Consider the following 15,810-nt stretch of genomic DNA (forward strand, 5'->3'; position numbering starts at 1 on the left):
CGTGAACGCGCAGGCTCTACCAGCCATAAACGCGGGCGACATCAAGCAGGTAGAGATCGCGCTACCGGCCCTCGACCAGCAACATGACCTTCTGCTCCGGTTGCAGGTCGCAGCGGACGCATGTGCTGGTGCGCGCAACGCTGCCACTCAGCTTGAGTTGATCCGTTCCAAAGTTGCCGACGACCTTCTCTCCGGCCGCATCCGCGTGGCCGCGTGAGCGAATACCGCCTCGCCGAAAAGCCGACGCTCGATGCACTGGCCGCGCTCAGCTATCGGTTACTATCACCCGGGGTGGCCATGGCGATGCGGGAGGAAGAGAACCGCGTCATCCTGAAGCCGGTGCTGGTCGAGGCGTTGCAGGCCCTGAACGGGATCGACGCGGCCGATGCCGAGGCGATCTACGGCGAGCTATCGACTCTCTCGGACAACGAGGAATGGCAGCGCAAACTGCGCGGCGTCTATTCGCGCAGGCTCACCGGCGAGGCACGCGACCGGCCGATCACACTAATCGACTTCAAACAGCCCGATAGGAACAGCTACCACGTCGTCCGCCAGTTCCGCGTCGCCGCCCAGCGCGCGCGCATCGCCGACATCGTGGTCTTCGTGAACGGCATCCCCCTGGTGGTGATCGAGGCGAAGTCGCCGCTGAAGGCCAGCAACAAGGCCGAGGAAGCGTTCGAGCAGATCAAGCAGTACGAGCGCGACATCCCGCGCCTGTTCTCTTCCAACGCCTTCAGCGTGATCACGGACGGGGTGCGGACGGAGTACGGCGCGACCGGCAGCCCATCGCAGTTCTATGCGACCTGGCCGGACCCATGGCCCCGCAAGCGAGAGGAGTTTCCGGACGACCTCTCACGCGACCTGTGGTCCCTCCTGAAGCCCTCGCGGCTGCTCGATCTCCTGGGACACTTCATCGTCTTCGAGACGGACCCGCAGACCGGCCGCAAGACGAAGAAGATTTGCCGGTACCAGCAGTTCCGAGCGGTCAACAAGGCTGTGACGCGGGTCGCCGAGGGCAAGCTGAAGAAGGGGCTGATCTGGCACACCCAGGGTTCGGGTAAGAGCCTGACGATGGTGTTCCTCGCCCTGAAGCTGAAGACGCACCTGACGCTGGATGCACCCACCCTGGAGAACCCGAATATCCTGGTCCTGACAGACCGGATCGACCTCGACGACCAGATTTCCAAAACCTTCGTCGCGTGCGGCCTCCCGAACCCTGTCCAGGCAGCGTCCGTGAGCAAGCTGCGCGACGCGGTGGCGCGGGGCGGCAACGGCCAAATCCTGCTCTCCACCATCTTCAAGTTCGCGGGCTCGAAGGACCCGATCCGGAACTCGGAGAACTGGATCGTGCTGGTGGACGAGTGCCACCGCACGCAGGAGAAAGACCTGGGCGCGTACCTTCAGGCGACCCTCCCGGACGCCCGGTTCTTCGGCTTCACGGGCACGCCCATCAAGACCACCGACAAGGACACCTACGCTCGCTTCAGCGAGCCAGGCGAAGGCTATCTCGACAAGTACGGGATCGACGACGCGGTGCGGGACGGCGCGACGGTGCCGATCCTCTACGAGGGTCGGAAAACCGATTGGGCTCTGGAGCAGGCCGAGATCGACATCCTCTTTGACCGCTGGTTCGTCGATCTGCCGGACGAGAAGCGCGAGGAACTCAAGAGCAAGGGCGTCTCACTCGCCACCATCGCCAAACACCCGGAGCGGGTGCACCTGATCGCCCTCGACATCTGGGAGCATTTCAAACAGGTCTGCCAGCCGGACGGCTTCAAGGCGCAGATCGTCGTGATCGACCGCGAGGCCGTCGTGCTCTACCGCGCCGCGCTGGCGGCGGTGATCGCGCGGGACCTGGAGAAGGGCGGGCTCGACGCCGAAGCCGCTCAGGCGAAGGCGGACGCCATGATCGCCTGCGTCTACTCGCGGTCCCAGGAGGACGAGAAACCGTCCGAGGACATCCACGTGAGCGGCGTTCGTGAAGACCTGGTCGAGTTCTACCTCGATGACGACGCTGAAAAAGCGGTGAAGAAGGCGTTCAAGACGCCGGGCCAGGAGCCCCAGTTCCTTATCGTCTGCGATAAGCTGCTGACCGGGTTCGACGCGCCGGTCGAGGCGGTGATGTACCTCGACAAGCCGCTCAAGGAGCACAATCTGCTCCAGGCCATCGCCCGGACCAACCGGACCTGTTCGCTAGTGAGTGACGATGGCGGCGAGATCGAGAAGCCGCACGGTCGGATCGTGGACTACATCGGCGTCACCAATCATCTCGATGAGGCGCTGGCGTCCTATCGCGCCGAGGACGTCCAGAACGCGCTCCGCGACATCGCCATCCTGCGCAATGATCTCAAGGAGGCCCATGCCCGCTACGCGCGCCAAAAGCGGGCCATGGGTCTCGACGGGTTGGACGAGAAGGCCGCCGCCTATGCGGTCGGCAAGCTGGTGGCCGACGGCCGCGAGGACGACTGGTTCGAGCTTCAGCGGCTCGCCCGCCTTTTCGTGCGGACTTACGGCGATCTCTCACCCGACCCGGCTATTCTCGAATTCACGGCCGACGTGAAATGGGCGGCGGCGTTCCTACGCCTGGCGACGCAGGTGATCGAGAAGGACGAGAGCGTCGATCATCGCAGCTACAGCGGAAAGATCAGGGACATGCTGGAAGAGCACGTCCACGCGACCGGGCTATCGACCACGATCCGCCTCCGTAACATCACCGATCCGAACTTCGCCGACGACTTCCAGACGGAGGAGAAGTCCGAACAGGAGCTTCAGGAGGCGTTCGTCCGTAAGGCAGCCGAGCTTCGGCGCGTGACCCGCGAGTTGGTGGACAAGAACCCCTCGCAGTACGGGCGCTTCAGCGACCGGGTGCTGGAGATCATCCGACGGTTCGAGGAGGGGCAGATCGCCGCCGCCGAGGGCCTGCGGGATTTCGAGGACCTGACGGGCGGGATAGACGCCGAGCAGGGCGCGCACGCTGATCTGGGCATGGACGAGCGGGCCTTCTCCATCCTCAGGATCATGGAGGCGATGGCTCCCGACGTGGATCACCCGACCTTGCAGGCTGCCGCGGTGGCCGTGGGCGAGGTCTATGGGAGAGCCCAGCGGGAACAGCCCGCCTGGTATTTTATGGACGCCTACAAGCGCGAACTAAAGCGGCAGGTCCGCCGCATCTTGACCGAGCGTGGGCTGGCCGACGTGAAGGCGATCCGCGACAAGATCGAGGAGTTCGCCGAGCACGCCTATGCGGGGCCGCATTGATGCCGAGCGTGACGGTCGGCCGGACCGAAATCGCCTACGAACTGCGGCGTGCCGCCAACGTCTCGGAGCGCCGCATCACCGTCACCCCCGGTGCAGTCGAGGTGCTCGCCCTGACCACCGACGACGACGCGGCCGTGCAGAGCTTCCTGGAACGCAAGCGACAGTGGCTGTTCAACACTGTGCGGGAGATGGAAGAGGCGGTCGCCAATCGCCCGGCCGTGCCGCGCTTCATGACTGGCTCCAAGATACCCTTTCGGGGCCGCCAGTCTTCCCTCACGGTCCGCCGCCACAGCGGGCGGCACATCGAGGTCGCCCACCGCAATGGCTTCATCGTCGATCTCCCGGCCTGGGTGACCGAAGAGGCGGTCGATGCCGTCGTTGCAACCCGTATCAAACTCTGGCTCCGCCGCCGCGCGCGCCTGGACGCCCACGAGATCGCCACCGCCTATGGTCAACGGTTCGCGCTCAAGCCGCGTGCGATTCGAGTGGCGGAGTTTGTCGCTGGATGGGGTTCATGTGGCCCAAGCGGGACCATCCATATTGACTGGCGACTCGTATTCGCGCCGAAGAAAGTGCTGGAATACGTGGTCGTCCACGAAATGGCCCATCTCCGATTTCGGAGTCATGGCGCCGATTTCTGGGGCTTCGTAACGACGATGATGCCCGACTATGAGCGCGCGAAAGGTTGGTTGGATACTCAACAAAGCCACCTGGGCAGCGAATTTCTTCGCCGCGGAAGCGCCTAACCCTTCTTCGTCTTCGCCTCTTCCCTGGCCTGGGCCATGAACTCGGCCATCTTCATGCGGACGTCGCCTTCGGTGACGGCGACGCCGGAGCCCTTGAGGTCTTCGAAGACCTTGCGCAGCACGTCGTCGTCGGCGGGGTGGTCGACCTCGGACTTGACGACCGCCTTGGCGTAGTCGTCGACGTGCTTGCCTTCCAGGCCCATGAGGCCGGCGGCCCATTTGCCGAGCGCGCGGTTGCGGCGGGCGGTGGCCTTGAATTCCTGCTCCTGGTCGAGCGCGAACTTCTTCTCGAAGCCCTGTTCACGATCGTCGAAGGTGGTCATCTGGTCCCCAAGAACACGGCGCGGCGGGCGGCGGGCAGGCTGTGAGCGAGCGGCGCGGCCCGCGGCGCGACGGGGGCTGCTTACCGCGACCACGGCGGGGGGGCAATCGACAACCTACCCATCTTTCGGGTCGGCGGCCGGTCCCGGCTCGGCCTACGCGCCTGCGGCGCTCCGTTGGCCGGGATGACGGATTTTGCGGCGTTCGGCGCGTTTGCGCCTCACGGCGTCCTCCGCTAATTTCCGCCCGGCCTCATATGAGCGAGAGGCCGAGTCGGACCCCCCGCGCGCGATGGTTGCAGCCGCGCGCGTTTTTCGTTCCGCCGACCGGCAAGCCCCGCGCTTTGGAGAAGGCTAGAGATGACCCGCCGGAAGAAGATCTACGAGGGCAAGGCCAAGATCCTCTACGAAGGTCCCGAGCCCGGCACCCTGATCCAGTACTTCAAGGACGACACCACCGCCTTCGACGCCACCAAGAAGGCGGTGCTGGAGGGCAAGGGGGTGATCAACAACCGGATCAGCGAGTTCATCATGACCCGGCTGAATTCGATCGGGGTGCAGAACCACTTCATCAAGCGGCTGAACCTGCGCGAGCAGCTGATCCGCGAGGTGGAGATCGTGCCCCTGGAGGTGGTGTGCCGCAATATCGCGGCCGGCCAGTTCTCGACGCGGTTCGGGGTGCCGGAGGGCCAGGCCCTGCCGCGCTCGATCATCGAGTTCTATCTGAAGGACGACAAGCTGCACGACCCGATGGTGGCCGAGGAGCACATCACCGCCTTCAACTGGGCCACGACCCAGGAGATCGACGACATCATGGCCCTGACGCTCAGGGTCAACGACTTCCTGACCGGGATGTTCGGGGCGGTGGGCATCACGCTGGTCGACTTCAAGATCGAGTTCGGGCGTGTGTGGGAGAACGAATACGCCCGCATCATCCTGGCCGACGAGATCAGCCCGGACTCGATGCGGCTGTGGGATTCGATCACCAACGAGAAGATGGACAAGGACCGGTTCCGCAGGGACCTCGGCAATGTGATCGAGAGCTATACGGAGGTGGCGCGCAGGCTCGGGATCATGAAGGAGATGCCGACGGTGATCCAAGGGGGGCTGCACTAGCCATGCGGGCCCAAAAAGGCCGCCGATTTGCGGTCATCGAGGCGGCGGCGGACAGCTCTCGGTTCCGGAGACGCGTATGAAAGCCAAGGTTCATGTGTATCTGAAGCCCGGCGTGCTGGACGTGCAGGGCAAGGCGGTGGAGCAGGCGCTGCACGGCCTGGGCTGGGGCGGCGTCGAGCATGTGCGGGTGGGCCGGACCATCGAGTTCGACCTGGCCGCGGCCGACGCGGCGGCGGCGGAGGCCGAGGTCAAGGCGATGTGCGAGAAGCTGTTGGCCAATACGGTGATCGAAAGCTACCGCGTGGAGGTGGCCTAGATGTCCCTCCCCTTCTCCCCTTGCGGGAGAAGGTGTCGGCCGCGGGCCGACGGATGAGGGGTCGCGCCGCCATTTCCACCGCGTCGTCCACGTCCTCGCAGCTGAACCCCCGGCTCGACCCCTCTTCCGACCGGCTTCGCCGGCCAGCTTCTCCCGCAAGGGGAGAAGGATGCTGGATGATGGCCGCCGTCGTGCTGTTGCTGACCGCCTGCGAGAAGCCTGCGCCGCCGGCGCCGAGCGCGCTGACGCTGGATTGCTCGCAAGGCTTCGAGGCGCAGGCCGCGCGGATCGTGGCGCAGGCGGGGCTGGTTCCGGCGCCGAAGGATCCGGCCGAGCCCTACCGGTTCTATTCGACCGCCGACGGCAAGGTCTCCTACCTGATCACCGAGGCCGGGGCGCCGGGCCATCCGGCGATCCTGCGGGAGCAGGCGCAGGGGCATGAGGTGGTCACCACCGGCTGCCCCTATGGCGACGCGAAGGGCTATGCGCAGCTCGTGGCCTATCTCGACGGGCTGAAGGCCTGGCGCCGGCGATGAGCGGCGGCTTTCACCTGGCGCAGCTGAACGTGGCGCGGCTCGTGGCGCCCTTCGAGAGCCCGCAGATCGCGGGCTTCCGCGACAACCTCGACCGGATCAATGCGCTGGCCGAGGCGTCGCCCGGCTTCATCTGGCGGGCCACCGGCGTGGGCTTCGATTCCGACAAGCCGGGCGGCGACATCGACCCGATGATCATCCCCAACATGAGCCTGTGGGAAAGCCCCGAGGCGCTGGCCGCCTTCGTCTATCGCTCGGGGCACATCGAGATCTTCCGCCAGCGCCACGACTGGTTCGAGCCGACCGATCAGGCGAGCTTCGTCCTGTGGTGGGTTCCGGCCGGAACCTTGCCGCAACGCCTTGACGCCTTCGCCCGGCTCGACCACCTGAGGGCGCACGGCCCGACAGCCCACGCCTTCAGCTTCCGCGCGCGCTTCCCCGCGCCCGCGCCCGAGGACCTCACCGGATGAAAGCCCTGCGATGAAAGCCGCCGTCATCGTCTTCCCCGGCTCCAACTGCGACCGCGACTGCAAGGTGGCGATCGAGCGCTCGACGGGGGCTGAGGTGAGCCTGGTCTGGCATCAGGAGAGCGCGCTGCCGAAGGGCGTCGACCTGGTGGTGCTGCCCGGCGGCTTCGCCTATGGCGACTATCTGAGGTGCGGGGCGATGGCGGCCCTGTCGCCGATCATGGCCGACGTCAAGGCGGCCGCCGAGCGCGGCGTGGCGACCGTGGGGATCTGCAACGGCTTCCAGATCCTGTGTGAGGCCGGCATGCTGCCCGGCGCGCTGCTGCGCAACGACCACCTGAAATATAATTGCAAGCCGGTGGCGCTGGAGGTGAGCAACCTGCAGACCCGCTTCACCGCCGGCTACAAGGGCCGCCGCCAGGCGGTGATGACGGTGGGCAATGGCGAGGGCAATTTCTTCGCCGACGAGGCGACGCTCGACCGGCTGGAGGGCGAGGGCCAGGTGGTGTTCCGCTATGTGGCCAACCCCAACGGCTCGGCGCGGGACATCGCCGGCATCGTCAATGGCGCGGGCAATGTGCTGGGCCTGATGCCGCATCCGGACCGGGCGTTCGAGGCCGAGCTGGGCAGCGCCGACGGCGCCATCCTGTTCCAGAGCGCGCTCGCCAGCGCCTAGACCCGGTTGTCCGGACAGGATTTTCCTTGTTCCGGCCACGATCGGCGGCGAGGCTTGGCCGCATGAGACCGCCGAAGAAGAGCGAGACCCTCGAGGTCCGCCTCCCCTACCCGACCAAGCAGGCCTTCATGGCCCGCTGCCGCGACGACGGCCGCTCGGCCAGCGAGGCGGTGCGCGCCTTCATCGAGACCGAGGTCGGCGAGCGGCCCCGGTCGGGGCGTCAGCGCCTGCTGGCCCGGCTGACGGCCGGCGCCCTGCTGGCCGCGGCGGCCGGGGCGGTGGCCGCGCCGACGCTCGCGCACCCCAACCGCACGGCGGAGTTCCAGCGGCTGGATGTCAACCATGACGGCGTGCTGACGCTGCAGGAATTCCGCGCCCGCTAGACGATCGGCTTGAACATCCGGCTGGGCCGCAGGTCGAGCCAGGTCCAGGGCTTGAGCACCGAGGCGCCCGGCTGCCACGACACCAGCACCAGCTCGGCGCGGCCGATCAGGTTCTCGGCCGGGACCATGTCGACGCCCTGTTCCGCGCGCGGCCAGCGGCTGTCCAGCGAGTTGTCGCGATTGTCGCCCATGAAGAAGTAGTGGCCGGCCGGCACGACATAGACGCCGGTGTCGTCGCCCTCGTGGCCGGGGCCCGCGTCATAGGTGACGTAGCGATGGCCGTCGGGGCGCGGCTCCGCCACCTGCATCACCCGGCGGCCGGGCGCCTCCGGATCCTCGGTGAGGCCCACGGCCTGGCGCGGGATGGCCTGGCCGTTGACCCACACCTGGCCGCCGCGGATCTGCACCCGGTCGCCGGGCAGGCCGATCAGCCGCTTGACGTAGGTCTGGCTGGGATCGCGCGGCAGCAGGAAGACGATGACGTCACCCCGCCGGGGCGCGGTGGCGAAGAGACGCCCGGCCGGCAGCGGCGGATTGAACGGCAGGGAGGCGCGGCTCCAGCCGTAGCTCCACTTGGCGGCGATCACATAGTCGCCGGTGCGCACGCCCGGCTCCATCGAGGAGCTGGGGATGGTGAAGGGCTGGAAGACCACGACGCGGAGCACGAGGGCGATGGCCAGGGCGGCGGCCACGGTCGTGGCGGTCTCGACGAGCTCGCGGCGCAGGGTGGCGGTCTGGGGGGCGGTCTGGGGGGCGGCGTCTGTCATGCGCCGAGCCTTGCCGGCCGCGCGGCGCGGCTCAATCGCCGAGCTGTCCGGACACCGCGCGAAGCTGTCCGGACGCCCGTTCCCTGCGCCCTCGAAGCCCGCTAGAACCGCGCCCATGAGCGCAAGCCCCGCCAAGACCCTGGCCGAAACGGCCGCCGAGTTCGGCCTCAGCCGCGCGGAATACGACCTCATCGTCGCCCGTCTGAACCGCGAGCCCAACCCTGTGGAGCTGGGCGTGTTCTCGGTGATGTGGTCGGAGCATTGCTCCTACAAGTCGTCGAAGAAACAGCTCGGCAAGTTCCCCACGACCGGGCCGCGGGTGATCTGCGGGCCGGGCGAAAACGCCGGCGTCATCGACATCGGCGACGGCCCGGATGGGACAAAATTGGCCTGCGTCTTCAAGATGGAGTCGCACAACCACCCCTCGTTCATCGAGCCCTACCAGGGGGCTGCGACCGGCGTGGGCGGGATCATGCGCGACGTGTTCACCATGGGGGCGCGGCCGATCGCGCTGTTGAACGCGCTGAGGTTCGGCGATCCCAGCCATCCCAAGACCAAGCGGCTGGTGGCCGGGGTGGTGGCCGGGATCGGCGGCTACGGCAATTGCGTGGGCGTGCCGACGGTGGCCGGCGAGACCAACTTCCATCGCGGCTATGACGGCAACATCCTGGTCAACGCCATGTGCGTGGGCCTGGCCGACGCCGACAAGATCTTCTATTCGGCCGCCCCGGCCGTCGATCTGCCGGTGGTCTATTTCGGCTCCAAGACCGGCCGCGACGGCATCCACGGCGCGACCATGGCAAGCGCCGAGTTCGACGAGGCCTCGGACGAGAAGCGCCCGACCGTGCAGGTGGGCGATCCCTTCGCCGAGAAGCTGCTGATCGAGGCGACGCTGGAACTGATGGCGTCGGGCGCCGTGGCGGCGATCCAGGACATGGGCGCGGCGGGCCTGACCTCCTCCTCGGTGGAGATGGCCGGCAAGGGCGGGCTCGGCATCGAGCTCGACCTCGACCAGGTGCCGCAGCGCGAAGAGGGCATGAGCGCCTATGAGATGATGCTCTCGGAGAGCCAGGAGCGGATGCTGGCGATCCTCAAGCCCGGCCGCGAGGCCGACGGCCAGCGCATCTTCGCCAAGTGGGGGCTGGACGCGGCCACCATCGGGCGCACCACCGACACCGGGCATCTGGTGCTGAAGCACCGGGGCGAGGTGGTGGCCGATGTGCCGCTGGCGCCGCTGTTCGACGACGCGCCGCTCTACGACCGGCCCTGGGTCGCGCCCAAGCCGCAGCCGCGGCTGACGCCGGCCGACGTGCCGGAGCCGGCGGACTATGGCGCGGCGGTGCTGACACTGATGAGCAGCCCCGACATGGCCTCCAAGCGCTGGCTCTGGGAGCAGTACGACCGCCACGTCATGGCCGACACCCTGGAGGACTCAGCCACCGGCGCCGACGCCGGGATCGTGCGCGTGCACGGGACAAAGAAGGCGCTGGCCATGACGTCGGACGTCACGCCGCGCTATGTGCAGGCCGATCCCTACGAGGGCGGCAAGCAGGCGGTGGCCGAGGCCTGGCGCAACCTGACGGCCGTCGGCGCCGAGCCGATCGCCATCACCGACAACCTGAACTTCGGCAACCCTGAGCGGCCCGAGATCATGGGCCAGATCGTGCGCGCCATCGACGGCATGGCCGAGGCCTGCCGGGCGCTGGATTTCCCGGTCGTGAGCGGCAACGTCAGCCTCTACAACGAGACCAATGGCGCAGCCATCCCGCCGACGCCGGCGGTGGGCGGCGTGGGCCTGATCGCCGACTATGGGCGGCGGGCGGACTTCGCCTCCATGAAGCCGGGCGACGCCCTGGTGCTGATCGGGGCGACGCACGGTGAGCTGGGCGCCTCGATGTACCTGCGCGAGGTGCAGGGCCGCGAGGACGGCGCCCCGCCGCCGGTCGACCTGGCGCTGGAGCGCCGCACCGGCGAGCTGGTCCGCGGCCTGATCGGCTCGGGCCAGGCGCAGACCGTCCACGACCTCTCCGACGGCGGCCTGATCGCGGCGGTGGCGGAGATGGCCCTGGCCTCGGGCGTCGGCGCGCAGTTGAAGGCGCCCGACGAACTGCCGCCGCACGCCTGGCTGTTCGGCGAGGATCAGGCGCGCTACCTGGTCGCGACGCGCGCGGCCCCGGCCCTGCTCGCGGCGGCCGCGGCGGCCGGCGTCCCGGCGCGGGTTATCGGCGAAGCCGGCGGCGAGGCGATCGCGGTCGCGGGCCTGTTCAGCCTGGCGCTGTCAGCCCTGCGCGAGGCGCACGAGGGCTGGATGCCAGGCTATATGGGCGGCTGAGAAATGCCCCTCTCCCCGGCGCGAGCCGCCGTGGGAGAGGAGACGTCGGTTGGCTACTTACTGGCGGCCGGGGAGCCGCCGCCGGCGCTGGGTTCGCCGGGGCCGTTGAATTCCTCGGCGGCGTTGCGGCGGCGGGGGCCGAACATCCGCAGCTTGCCCTGGCCCGCCTTCAGCTCGGCGCCGTCGATGAAGCCGTCGTGGTTGACGTCGATCTCATCCCACTGGGCGAGCAGCATCTTGCCGATCTGGCCGCGCAGCTCGGCCTTGGAGACCCGGCCGTCGAGGTCCTTGTCGAGGAAGCCCATCAGGCGGCCGTCGAGGAAGCGGCCATCGCTGTCGATCTGGTGGGCGGCCGTCTCGTCCATCCAGCGGAACTCCAGCTGGGTGAACAGCATCTCCTGCCAGGACTGCTCGCCCCAGGTGACGTCGATCTTCGGGTCGGGGTTGTGCGGGTTGCGCTTGGAGTTGTCGTACCAGTAGTGGGCGATCAGCTTGGCGCCGGCCGGCACCTTCACCGGCTGGGCGAACTTGTAGGCCCGCTGCCAGTTGAAATCGTAGCGCGGCAGGGAGAGCAGCAGCTTCTGCTGGCCGTCCGGATACTGGATCCACAGGTCCGAGGCGGTCGCGCGGTAGTGGGCGTGCACGAAGGCCGAATAGAGCAGGGCGTCCTTCGGGAAGGCCACATAGGCGGTCTCGCGGTGGAAGGCCGCGCCCGGCGGGATGTCGATGGTCGGATCGCTGATCGCCACCTGGCGCATGATGTGCTGCGGCGCGTGGTCGGCGAAGTAGAGGCCGATCTGGGTGTTGTCGACCGCCGCCTTGCCATAGGGCGTGTAGTGCATCTGGAAGCCGACGGCGCCGCCGGCGGGCAGGTAGGCGCCCACGTCGTTGTCATAGATGTCGGCCTCGGAACCCACCGCGTAGCGGCCGACCGAGCCCTTCCAGTTCTGCTCGGAGGCGACGCCGTTCTTGGGGGCCTCGGTCATCCAGCCGGTGAGAACGTGGTGCACGCCGGCGCGGTCGCCGGGCTTCACCGCGGTGGCGCGCAGCCAGTGGCCCTGCGTCTCGGTGTTGACCACGTAGGGCCGCTTCCATTCGACCGTGCCGGAGGCGGGGATCTGGAAGCTCGGCACCTTGAGGATCAGGTCGGGCTTGCCGAGCGGCCAGTCGGCCGCGACCAGCCGCTTCACCGCCAGCGGATCGACGCCTTCGCCGCGCGGGGCGCCGGCCTCGACCCAGTGGACCAGGGTGCGGATCTCGTCGGGGCTGAGGTTCTTGTTGTCGGCGAATTTGCCGACGTGCGGATCGGCGTTGTAGGGCGGCATCCGGTGCGTGCGGATCACCTCGCCGATCATCGGGGCGAAGCCCTTCACAGTCTCGTAGCGGTCCATGGCGAAGGGGCCGATGCCGCCGGCCGAGTGGCAGGCGACGCAGTTCTTCTCGAGGATTGGGGCGACGTCGGCCACGTAGGTGAGCCTGGCCCGCGCCGGGAAGGCGATGGGCGCGCCGGTGAGCGGGCCGGCGGCAGGCGCGGGCTTGCCGGCGGCGAGCGCGTCGAGGGCCGCGGGCAGGCCCGCGACCGGGCCGCGCCAGGCGACCTGCCAGGTCTTGGGCTCGATGACGAAGGCCTCGCCGGCACGGGCGACGCCCAGGCTCTCGCCGACGATCTGGTTGTCGTCCACCAGCACCGGGACCTTGAGACCGGTCTTCGCGGTCTCGGCTCGGATCGCCTCCATGCGGTCCTTGGCGCCGGAGTCGAGGGCGAGGAACTCGACGCCCTTGGCGCCATAGTCGGCGGCGACCTTGTTCAGCTGGGCCGCGTCGGCGGCGGCGGAGGCCGCGCCGGTGCGATGGGCGACGAGCACGACAGCCGGGGCGTCGGCCAGGCGATAGAGCTCGTGGGCCACGAGGTTCTGGTCGACCAGCAGGAAGTCACCGACCGGGCCAGTCACCGGCGCCGCTGCGCGGGCGGCGCCCAGCGCGCCCGGCGCGGCGCTGGCGAGCAGAACCGCGGTCAAGGCGCCTGCGGCTCCCAGCGTTACGGTGCGAGCGGTATTCATCTAGGCGTCCCTTCCCCTCGGCGCGCCAGGGAGGGCGCAACCGTTCGTCGGCTTAGTTTGACCTATGTGAACAGTGTTAGGAAAGCGTGTTCTGCGAGGCCGGTCGCCATGCCGCGGGCCGGGATCGCAACGCGCTTCGCGTGCGGTCCGTGCTTGGCTTCTTGCCGGCCGCCCGCTCGTGTAGACCTTCGCCCATGAACCTTCCCGCCGATCCCGACCTGATCGGCCAGCCTGGCTCGCGGGCGCTGATCCCGACGCCGGCGGCCGTGCTGGACCTCGACGCCTTCGACCGCAACGTGGCCAAGATGGCGGCGCGGGCCAAGGCCGCCGGCCTGGCGCTGCGGCCCCACGCCAAGTCGCACAAGTGCTCGGCCCTGGCCGCGCGGCAGATCGAGGCCGGGGCGGTGGGGATCTGCTGCGCCAAGCTCGGCGAAGCCGAGGCCATGGCGCTGGCGGGGATCGAGGCGATCCTGGTCACCTCGCCGATCTGCGGCGCCTTTTCCGCCCAGCGCGCCGCGCGGCTGGCCGACGCCTTGGCCGATTTCCGCATGGTGGTCGACCACGTGGACGGCGTCGCCGAGCTGGCGGCCGTGGCGACCTCGCCGATCCAGGTGATCATCGACGTGGATGTGGGCACGGGGCGCACCGGGGTGGCCAGCCCCGAACAGGCGGCCGAGGTGGCCCGCGCCATCCTGGCCGAGCCGAACCTGAAACTGATCGGCGTGCAGGGCTACGGCGGCCACTGGCAGCATATGGAAGGCGCCAATGCGCGCGCCGATGCGGTGGCCGAGGGCATGGCCCGGCTCAGCGCCGCCATCGCCGCCATCCGCGCGGCCGGTGGGACGGTCGAGGTGGTCACCGGCGGCGGCACCGGCACCTTCGCCGCCGATGCGGCCCAGGGCGTGCTGACCGAGGTGCAGCCGGGCTCCTTCGCCTTCATGGACCGCGAGTACCGCGACTGCCTGAAGGGCGATCCCGACGGCGCGTTCGAACAGAGCCTGACCATCGCCACCACCGTGATCAGCGCCAACCAGCCGAAGTGGGTCACCGTCGACGGGGGGCTGAAGGCCTTTTCCACCGACGGTCCCGCGCCCGTCGCGCTGACGCCGGGATTCGAGACGGCGACCTACCGCTTCTTCGGCGACGAGCATGGAATGCTGACGCGTCCGCAGGGCGTGAGCGTCGGGCGGGGTCAGCGGATCGATTTCGCGCCCGGCCACATCGACCCGACAATGGACCGCTACGACGTGCTGCACCTGGTGCGCGGCGAGGTGCTGGTGGATATCGTGCCCATCGAGGCGCGCGGCGCCGGCCAATAACAGCCGCCCGCAACCCGGGAGGAACATCGATGAGCCAACAGGGTCTGCCGGTCGAGGGCGGTTGCCGTTGCGGCCAGGTGCGAATGCGGATCACCGCGCCGCCGCTGCTCACCATGGCCTGCCATTGCACGGGCTGCCAGCAGATGACGGCCAGCGCCTTTTCGCTGAGCGTCGCCGTGCCCGCGGAGGGCTTCGAGGTGATCCAGGGTGAGCCCGTGATCGGCGCCCTGCACGCGCCGGAGGTCCACCACTACTACTGCCCCTGGTGCATGAGCTGGATGTTCACCCGGCCGCAGGCGCTCAGCTGGTTCGTCAACGTGCGCTCGACCTTGCTCGACGACGCCCGGTGGACCACGCCGTTCATGGAAACCATGGCCAGCGAGAAGCTGCCCTGGGTGAAGACGCCGGCCGTGCACAGCTTCGCGCAGTTCCCGGATGCAGCGCTCTATCCGGGTCTGATCGCGGAATTCCAGGGGAAGGCGTGATGAGCGCGATGCGCAGCGTAATAATGGCGACCGTCATGGCCGGCCTTGTGCCGGCCACCCAGACGCGCTGAGGAAACGAGGTTGGACGAGGGGCCCCCCACCGCCGCCGTCTACATGATGGCCAGCGGCCAGCACGGAACGATTTACATCGGGGTCACCACCGATCTCATCGGGCGCGTCGTGCAGCACCGCGAGGGGCTGATCGAGGGTTTCACCAAACGATACGGCGTGAAACGCCTGGTCTGGTACGAGCGTCACGAGAGCATTATCCCTGCCATCCAACGGGAGACGTCGCTGAAGAAGTACAGGCGCGACTGGAAAGTGAACCTCATCGAGCAGATGAATCCGCGGTGGGACGACCTGTTTCCAGGCCTGCTGCGCGAGGAAGGCCCGCTCGCGCATCTGAGCCCGCGGGAACGGTCGCTCTAGTCCTGAAGTCTCGGTGCTTCTGGGTGGCCGGGACAAGCCCGGCCATGACGGTAGAGGGAAAAGGATTGCGGGAATGTTCCGATGGCTTGGTATCCTGATCATGCTCGCCGCCGCCACCCCCGCTTTCGCCGCGCCGCCCACCTACTATCCGCCGGCGAACCCGCAGAGCCCCTATTCCGAGGCGGTGCGCGCCGGGGATTTCCTGGTGGTCTCCGGCCAGCTGGGCATCGCGCCCGCGGGCCAGGCCCAGAGCTTCGCGCAGGAGGCTCGTCGGGCCATGGACAATGTGGCCCTGGTGCTTGGCCGGCACGGCGCGGGCATGGACCAGGTGGTCAAGTGCACGGTGATGCTCGCCGACATGGGCCAGTGGGGCGCGTTCAACGAGGTCTATCTGGGCTACTTCAAGCCCGGCCGCCTGCCCGCCCGCAGCGTGTTCGGCGCCAGCGCGCTGGCGGCCGGGGCGCATGTGGAGGTGGAGTGCTGGGCGTATCTGGGCCCAGACCGCGCCCGCTAGAACGACCAGGCGCAGGACACCCCCGCCGCGGCGCCCACCTGACCCATCGGGGCGACATCGCCGCCGGCCTTTGGCTTGCAGCCCTTCTT

The 15,810-nt window shown here is 68.4% G+C and carries 17 protein-coding genes; 14 read left to right on the forward strand and 3 right to left on the reverse strand.

Going from position 1 to position 15,810, the window contains the following annotated elements; genetic code table 11:
• The 3 genes from VGT80_RS15545 to VGT80_RS15555 all read left to right on the forward strand — a co-directional run.
• The coding region (locus VGT80_RS15545; protein ID WP_327457372.1) for a hypothetical protein at positions 1-217 on the forward strand (217 nt) is incomplete at its 5' end.
• Positions 214-3,258, forward strand: a complete 3,045-nt coding sequence (locus VGT80_RS15550) for a type I restriction endonuclease subunit R (protein WP_327457374.1) — start codon at positions 214-216, stop codon at positions 3,256-3,258. The genes VGT80_RS15545 and VGT80_RS15550, both read left to right, overlap by 4 nt.
• A complete protein-coding gene (locus tag VGT80_RS15555; RefSeq protein WP_327457376.1) occupies positions 3,258-4,004 on the forward strand; it encodes a SprT family zinc-dependent metalloprotease in 747 nt (248 codons plus the stop codon). Before VGT80_RS15550 ends, VGT80_RS15555 begins: the two co-directional genes overlap by 1 nt.
• Here the strand turns inward: VGT80_RS15555 and VGT80_RS15560 are convergent.
• Positions 4,001-4,327, reverse strand: a complete 327-nt coding sequence (locus VGT80_RS15560; RefSeq protein WP_327457378.1) for a DUF1476 domain-containing protein — start codon at positions 4,325-4,327, stop codon at positions 4,001-4,003. The genes VGT80_RS15555 and VGT80_RS15560 overlap by 4 nt on opposite strands.
• Positions 4,328-4,684: 357 nt before the next feature.
• Here VGT80_RS15560 and purC point away from each other — a divergent pair, with 357 nt between their 5' ends.
• The 6 genes from purC (at position 4,685) to VGT80_RS15590 (ending at position 7,815) form a co-directional block, all read left to right on the forward strand.
• Positions 4,685-5,440: a phosphoribosylaminoimidazolesuccinocarboxamide synthase gene (gene purC / locus VGT80_RS15565; RefSeq protein WP_327457380.1), complete on the forward strand. Its 756-nt coding sequence runs from the start codon at positions 4,685-4,687 to the stop codon at positions 5,438-5,440.
• A gap of 76 nt (positions 5,441-5,516) precedes the next feature.
• The gene (purS, locus tag VGT80_RS15570) at positions 5,517-5,756 is read left to right on the forward strand and encodes a phosphoribosylformylglycinamidine synthase subunit PurS (protein ID WP_327457382.1); all 240 of its coding nucleotides are present in this window, start codon (positions 5,517-5,519) and stop codon (positions 5,754-5,756) included.
• 176 nt (positions 5,757-5,932) lie between these two features.
• A complete protein-coding gene (locus tag VGT80_RS15575) occupies positions 5,933-6,292 on the forward strand; it encodes a hypothetical protein (protein ID WP_327457384.1) in 360 nt (119 codons plus the stop codon).
• Positions 6,289-6,759, forward strand: coding sequence for a DUF3291 domain-containing protein (locus VGT80_RS15580; RefSeq protein WP_327457386.1), 471 nt, complete (start codon positions 6,289-6,291; stop codon positions 6,757-6,759). Before VGT80_RS15575 ends, VGT80_RS15580 begins: the two co-directional genes overlap by 4 nt.
• A 10-nt stretch (positions 6,760-6,769) precedes the next feature.
• Positions 6,770-7,432: a phosphoribosylformylglycinamidine synthase subunit PurQ gene (gene purQ, locus VGT80_RS15585; RefSeq protein ID WP_327457388.1), complete on the forward strand. Its 663-nt coding sequence runs from the start codon at positions 6,770-6,772 to the stop codon at positions 7,430-7,432.
• Between the two features lie 62 nt (positions 7,433-7,494).
• A complete protein-coding gene (locus tag VGT80_RS15590) occupies positions 7,495-7,815 on the forward strand; it encodes an EF-hand domain-containing protein (protein WP_327457390.1) in 321 nt (106 codons plus the stop codon).
• On the opposite strand, the gene lepB is transcribed toward VGT80_RS15590, so the two are convergent.
• Positions 7,812-8,582 (reverse strand): signal peptidase I, encoded by a 771-nt coding sequence (gene lepB / locus VGT80_RS15595; protein ID WP_327457392.1) that lies wholly within the window; start codon positions 8,580-8,582, stop codon positions 7,812-7,814. The genes VGT80_RS15590 and lepB overlap by 4 nt on opposite strands.
• 115 nt (positions 8,583-8,697) lie before the next feature.
• Between lepB and purL the strand changes: the two genes are divergently transcribed.
• A complete protein-coding gene (purL, locus tag VGT80_RS15600; RefSeq protein WP_327457394.1) occupies positions 8,698-10,914 on the forward strand; it encodes a phosphoribosylformylglycinamidine synthase subunit PurL in 2,217 nt (738 codons plus the stop codon).
• 53 nt (positions 10,915-10,967) lie between these two features.
• Here the strand turns inward: purL and VGT80_RS15605 are convergent, their stop codons facing one another.
• The gene (locus VGT80_RS15605) at positions 10,968-12,932 is read right to left on the reverse strand and encodes a hypothetical protein (RefSeq protein ID WP_327457396.1); all 1,965 of its coding nucleotides are present in this window, start codon (positions 12,930-12,932) and stop codon (positions 10,968-10,970) included.
• Positions 12,933-13,168: 236 nt separating this feature from the next.
• Here VGT80_RS15605 and VGT80_RS15610 point away from each other — a divergent pair, with 236 nt between their 5' ends.
• The 4 genes from VGT80_RS15610 to VGT80_RS15625 all read left to right on the forward strand — a co-directional run bounded on the left by VGT80_RS15610 (position 13,169) and on the right by VGT80_RS15625 (position 15,721).
• On the forward strand, positions 13,169-14,293 hold the full coding sequence (locus VGT80_RS15610) for a DSD1 family PLP-dependent enzyme (protein WP_327457398.1): 1,125 nt from the start codon (positions 13,169-13,171) through the stop codon (positions 14,291-14,293).
• 29 nt (positions 14,294-14,322) lie between these two features.
• Entirely contained in the window at positions 14,323-14,778 is a 456-nt protein-coding gene (locus VGT80_RS15615; protein WP_327457399.1) for a GFA family protein, read from the forward strand.
• Positions 14,779-14,859: 81 nt separating this feature from the next.
• On the forward strand, positions 14,860-15,207 hold the full coding sequence (locus tag VGT80_RS15620; RefSeq protein ID WP_327457400.1) for a GIY-YIG nuclease family protein: 348 nt from the start codon (positions 14,860-14,862) through the stop codon (positions 15,205-15,207).
• A 73-nt stretch (positions 15,208-15,280) separates the two neighbouring features.
• Complete coding sequence (locus tag VGT80_RS15625; RefSeq protein WP_327457401.1) at positions 15,281-15,721, forward strand: RidA family protein; 441 nt, start codon at positions 15,281-15,283, stop codon at positions 15,719-15,721.
• The last annotated feature ends 89 nt before the right edge of the window (positions 15,722-15,810 follow it).

Source organism: Phenylobacterium sp. (assembly GCF_035944335.1).
GTDB lineage: Bacteria > Pseudomonadota > Alphaproteobacteria > Caulobacterales > Caulobacteraceae > Phenylobacterium.

Excerpts from the sequence above, each read along its gene's own strand:
- purL (WP_327457394.1), top strand. The coding sequence starts at position 8,698 with ATGAGCGCAAGCCCCGCCAAGACCCTGGCCGAAACGGCCGCCGAGTTC.
- VGT80_RS15590 (WP_327457390.1), top strand. The coding sequence starts at position 7,495 with ATGAGACCGCCGAAGAAGAGCGAGACCCTCGAGGTCCGCCTCCCCTAC.
- purQ (WP_327457388.1), top strand. The coding sequence starts at position 6,770 with ATGAAAGCCGCCGTCATCGTCTTCCCCGGCTCCAACTGCGACCGCGAC.
- VGT80_RS15575 (WP_327457384.1), top strand. The coding sequence starts at position 5,933 with ATGATGGCCGCCGTCGTGCTGTTGCTGACCGCCTGCGAGAAGCCTGCG.
- VGT80_RS15580 (WP_327457386.1), top strand. The coding sequence starts at position 6,289 with ATGAGCGGCGGCTTTCACCTGGCGCAGCTGAACGTGGCGCGGCTCGTG.
- purC (WP_327457380.1), top strand. The coding sequence starts at position 4,685 with ATGACCCGCCGGAAGAAGATCTACGAGGGCAAGGCCAAGATCCTCTAC.
- VGT80_RS15625 (WP_327457401.1), top strand. The coding sequence starts at position 15,281 with ATGTTCCGATGGCTTGGTATCCTGATCATGCTCGCCGCCGCCACCCCC.
- VGT80_RS15615 (WP_327457399.1), top strand. The coding sequence starts at position 14,323 with ATGAGCCAACAGGGTCTGCCGGTCGAGGGCGGTTGCCGTTGCGGCCAG.
- VGT80_RS15560 (WP_327457378.1), bottom strand. The coding sequence starts at position 4,327 with ATGACCACCTTCGACGATCGTGAACAGGGCTTCGAGAAGAAGTTCGCG.
- VGT80_RS15610 (WP_327457398.1), top strand. The coding sequence starts at position 13,169 with ATGAACCTTCCCGCCGATCCCGACCTGATCGGCCAGCCTGGCTCGCGG.
- VGT80_RS15555 (WP_327457376.1), top strand. The coding sequence starts at position 3,258 with ATGCCGAGCGTGACGGTCGGCCGGACCGAAATCGCCTACGAACTGCGG.
- purS (WP_327457382.1), top strand. The coding sequence starts at position 5,517 with ATGAAAGCCAAGGTTCATGTGTATCTGAAGCCCGGCGTGCTGGACGTG.
- lepB (WP_327457392.1), bottom strand. The coding sequence starts at position 8,582 with ATGACAGACGCCGCCCCCCAGACCGCCCCCCAGACCGCCACCCTGCGC.